We start from the raw sequence: 3,620 nt of genomic DNA, 5'->3' as shown, positions 1-3,620 counted from the left end.
AGATTTTAACTTGGCGTACCTTGGGGTTAACCTTTGCGTTTAAATAAGATGAGCCAATTGAGGGATTGTTAACCGTTCGTGACTGAAAAGCAGAAAACCGCTCGGACACTCGCGAGCATTGCCGGAATTGTGGCAGTTGCTACGCTGATTAGTAAAATTTTTGGGTTAGTACGCCAACAAGCGATCGCTGCCGCTTTTGGTGTGGGTGTCGTTGCCGATGCCTACAATTACGCTTATGTGATTCCTGGCTTTTTGCTGATCTTACTGGGCGGCATCAATGGCCCTTTTCACAGTGCGATTGTCAGCGTTTTAGCCAAGCAGCGCGACAAATCGGAAGCTGCGCCCCTAGTAGAGACGATTACAACGATGGTAGGCGGAATACTCCTACTCGTTACGATCGTCCTAATTGTGTTTGCAGGGGTTTTTATTAACCTGGTGGCACCCGGTTTAAGCGAGACGCCGCAAGGACTGCAAGTGAGAGCGATCGCCATCCAACAGTTACAGATCATGGCTCCAATGGCGCTGATGGCTGGGCTGATTGGGATTGGCTTTGGAACGCTGAACGCGGCGGATATGTACTGGCTACCCTCGGTTAGCCCTTTATTCTCCAGCATTACCGTAATTGGTGGGCTGGCAATTTTGGCGCTACAACTCGGCAACCAAATCAACCTACCCCAATACGCCCAACTAGGAGGACTGATTTTGGCGGGGGGAACCCTTGCCGGTGCCGTGTTGCAGTGGTTAGTCCAACTCGCTGCCCAATGGCGCGCTGGCTTGGGCACATTACGCCTGCGGTTTGACTGGCATCAGCCGGGAGTCAAGGATGTCCTGAAGGTGATGGGACCCGCGACGCTATCCTCCGGGATGCTGCAAATCAACCTCTACACTGATTTATTTTTCGCCTCGTATATCCCCGCAGCAGCGGCTGCCATGACCTATGCGGGGCTTCTAGTCCAGACGCCCCTAGGAATTATCTCGAACGTAATTTTAGTCCCCCTGCTGCCGGTTTTTTCGCGACTTGCTGCCCCTGAAAATTGGCCCGAACTCAAGCAACGAATTCGTCAAGGATTACTCCTGACTGCTATTACCATGTTGCCTTTGAGTGCCCTGATGATGACGCTAGCAACCCCCATCGTCCAAGTGATTTATCAACGCGGAGCCTTTAAGTCTGGGGCATCCGAGTTGGTTGCTTCAGTACTGATGGCTTATGGCCTGGGGATGTTTGTCTACTTGGGGCGCGATGTACTGGTGCGGGTATTTTATGCATTGGGGGATGGAGAGACACCCTTCCGCATCAGCATTGTCAATATCTTTTTTAATGCCCTGCTAGATTATATTCTCGTTCAACGTTTCGGCGCACCGGGTTTGATTTTAGCCACGGTGACGGTGAATACCATTTCAGTGGTGGCGCTAGTTTGGATGCTGAACCGCAAGCTCAACGGCTTGCCTTGGCAAGAGTGGACTTTGCCAATTTTGGGTTTAACAGGTGCTAGCTTTGTAGCGGGTTTAGCCAGTTGGGGCGTTAGTACAGGTTTTCAACAAGTTTGGAATGCGAATGGGTTGCTGGTGCAGTTGTTGCAACTTAGTGTCTCTGGGTTAGTCGGCTTAGGCGTTTATGCTTTGTTGGCGACGCGGCTAAATTTGCCAGAAGTCGATATTTTTGTCTCGCGGATTCGCCAGCGCTTCGGGAGATAGCGATCGCACTTGCAGCAAACTCAATCCGGTGTATGAAACAATACCAAACTTCAGGAGGAAGGTGTGATATCTAACAGTAAGCCGAGATGAGTATTGAAGCTTGGCTCATCTAGCTTAGCGATCGCAACCTCTAATGAAGACACTTAAAGCATATCTTGTCAGCTTATTTGACAAAGAGTTTATCCCGACCGGATTAAAAACGGCTCTATTTGTCGGGACTCTTTTGTTTTTGATCAATCACGGGGTTGCCTTTTTCCGAGGCGAAATGACGCGCGATCGCTGGATTTCTGGATTGCTGACCTACCTAATGCCTTATCTAGTTAGTGTTTACGGTCAATACGCTTATCGTCGCAAGTTAATCAAAACTTCTGCGTATCAAACTAAACATTTTTAGTCATGCAACTCGCTTTTGCTAATCCTTTTATGAGCGAGCAGGTGAAACCCCCAAACCCCCTCTCTGGAAGAGAAGGGGAAGGGAAAAGCGACAGCTTGTTTATAGATTGCGCTGGAATTCTTCCAGAAGCTCCATCAGGTTTACCTGGCACTGCGTAGGCAACAAATCTACTAAGGGAACTTCCCGCTTCCCGCCGCCTAACTTGACAGGAATCCCTTGCAGGACTTTCGACACCTGATTTTCATCTACAGAATTATCAGCCAGTAGGGGGTACAACTTTTCTGCTACAACCGTATGCAGCTTGGCATCTCGCAAATAAAGGTGCCATTTAGCCACATCGATGTAAACGTTTTCGCCAATTTCAGCGGCGAGAGATTCAATTGCTTCGGAAGTGTTGGTTCTAGCCATAGGATTTACTTTGGTTATGCGGATAGGGAATCTAATGCTTTCATTGCAATTGATCCCCGTCCGAGTTTGAATCCACGAAAAGCAAGAAACAGGGATCTATCTTTAGGTAGTTTTTTTGGATTTTTCTTTGGTTTTGGGCTGGAATCCTAAACCAGCACTGGTATTTGCAGATTCTGCTACTGGGTTGGAGTAATCTGCGAGTGTAAAGATATACAGAGCGTGGGTCGCTAAAACTAACGCCCATCCGCCTGTCACCCAAGTTGCCCAAGGCCATGTAGCATTCTGCAAGTTGTGGAAAAACCACAAGCCAGAATTACAGGCACCAAAAATCGCCACATGGATGGCAAAATTCATTCTATCGTCGAGGCGGCGATAGGCGGGGTCATTGCGGTCTGGTTTGCGAGGCCAACGAGGAGGCATGGGAGTTTTGAGTTTTGAGTTTTAAGTTTTGAGTTGTTAGAGTTCACAACTTCATTCATTCTAAGCCTCTAACTACCCTGTCCTTGGCGGAGGTAATCTCCCGACTTGCCACCCGTCTTACTCACCAAGCGAATCGATTCAATCACCATTCCCTTTTCCAGGGCTTTCGCCATGTCGTAGAGGGTGAGTGCCGCGACAGAAACCGCTGTTAGCGCTTCCATTTCCACACCAGTTTCTGCCTTAGTGACGACTTCGGCTTGTATCTGATATCCCGGTAGCTGGGCGTCAGGCACAATCTGAACTTCTACTTTATGAATTGGCAAGGGATGACACAGGGGAATTAGCTGGGAAGTCTGCTTTGTTGCCATAATCCCAGCCAGTCTAGCAGTTCCCAGTACATCTCCTTTCGGCGTATTTCCTGCCTGAATCGCCTCAAATGTCTCTAGCAACATCCGCACCTGTGCCGCAGCAACAGCATGGCGTCGAGTTTGTTCTTTGCCGGAAACGTCTACCATCTGAGCCTCACCGTGGGCGTCTAGATGAGTTAATTGTTGCGATTGAGAAAAATTTTGCGTCATACGGTTGGGGTGTGCTATTATAAATTTCTGGCAAGGGCTTGTAGCTCAGTGGACTAGAGCACGTGGCTACGGACCACGGTGTCGGGGGTTCGAATCCCTCCTAGCCCGTTACTAAGTAAAAAAGA

General features: G+C 48.9%; 5 protein-coding genes and 1 tRNA gene. 3 read left to right on the top strand and 3 right to left on the bottom strand.

Translation table 11 applies throughout. From position 1 onward, the window contains the following. The first annotated feature begins 78 nt into the window (after positions 1-78). Positions 79-1,695: a murein biosynthesis integral membrane protein MurJ gene (murJ, locus tag H6F50_RS07200; protein WP_190427943.1), complete on the top strand. Its 1,617-nt coding sequence runs from the start codon at positions 79-81 to the stop codon at positions 1,693-1,695. Between the two features lie 133 nt (positions 1,696-1,828). Continuing rightward, the gene (gene nrtS / locus H6F50_RS07195) at positions 1,829-2,089 is read left to right on the top strand and encodes a nitrate/nitrite transporter NrtS (RefSeq protein WP_190427941.1); all 261 of its coding nucleotides are present in this window, start codon (positions 1,829-1,831) and stop codon (positions 2,087-2,089) included. 99 nt (positions 2,090-2,188) lie between these two features. On the opposite strand, the gene H6F50_RS07190 is transcribed toward nrtS, so the two are convergent. The 3 genes from H6F50_RS07190 to moaC form a co-directional block, all read right to left on the bottom strand. Further along, complete coding sequence (locus tag H6F50_RS07190; protein WP_190427939.1) at positions 2,189-2,497, bottom strand: DUF3181 family protein; 309 nt, start codon at positions 2,495-2,497, stop codon at positions 2,189-2,191. A gap of 102 nt (positions 2,498-2,599) precedes the next feature. Then, a complete protein-coding gene (locus tag H6F50_RS07185) occupies positions 2,600-2,917 on the bottom strand; it encodes a 2TM domain-containing protein (RefSeq protein ID WP_190427937.1) in 318 nt (105 codons plus the stop codon). Positions 2,918-2,985: 68 nt separating this feature from the next. Next, positions 2,986-3,495, bottom strand: a complete 510-nt coding sequence (gene moaC / locus H6F50_RS07180) for a cyclic pyranopterin monophosphate synthase MoaC (protein ID WP_190427935.1) — start codon at positions 3,493-3,495, stop codon at positions 2,986-2,988. A 34-nt stretch (positions 3,496-3,529) separates the two neighbouring features. Between moaC and H6F50_RS07175 the strand changes: the two genes are divergently transcribed. Beyond that, a tRNA-Arg gene (locus tag H6F50_RS07175) sits at positions 3,530-3,603 on the top strand. Positions 3,604-3,620 lie beyond the last annotated feature (17 nt).

The sequence above is a fragment of the Coleofasciculus sp. FACHB-712 genome (assembly GCF_014695635.1).
Taxonomy (GTDB): domain Bacteria; phylum Cyanobacteriota; class Cyanobacteriia; order Cyanobacteriales; family FACHB-T130; genus FACHB-T130.
The sequence above is the reverse complement of the archived record's forward strand: the minus strand, read 5'-3'. Positions and strand labels throughout refer to the sequence as shown.

Excerpts from the sequence above, each read along its gene's own strand:
- nrtS (WP_190427941.1), top strand. The coding sequence starts at position 1,829 with ATGAAGACACTTAAAGCATATCTTGTCAGCTTATTTGACAAAGAGTTT.
- H6F50_RS07190 (WP_190427939.1), bottom strand. The coding sequence starts at position 2,497 with ATGGCTAGAACCAACACTTCCGAAGCAATTGAATCTCTCGCCGCTGAA.
- H6F50_RS07185 (WP_190427937.1), bottom strand. The coding sequence starts at position 2,917 with ATGCCTCCTCGTTGGCCTCGCAAACCAGACCGCAATGACCCCGCCTAT.
- moaC (WP_190427935.1), bottom strand. The coding sequence starts at position 3,495 with ATGACGCAAAATTTTTCTCAATCGCAACAATTAACTCATCTAGACGCC.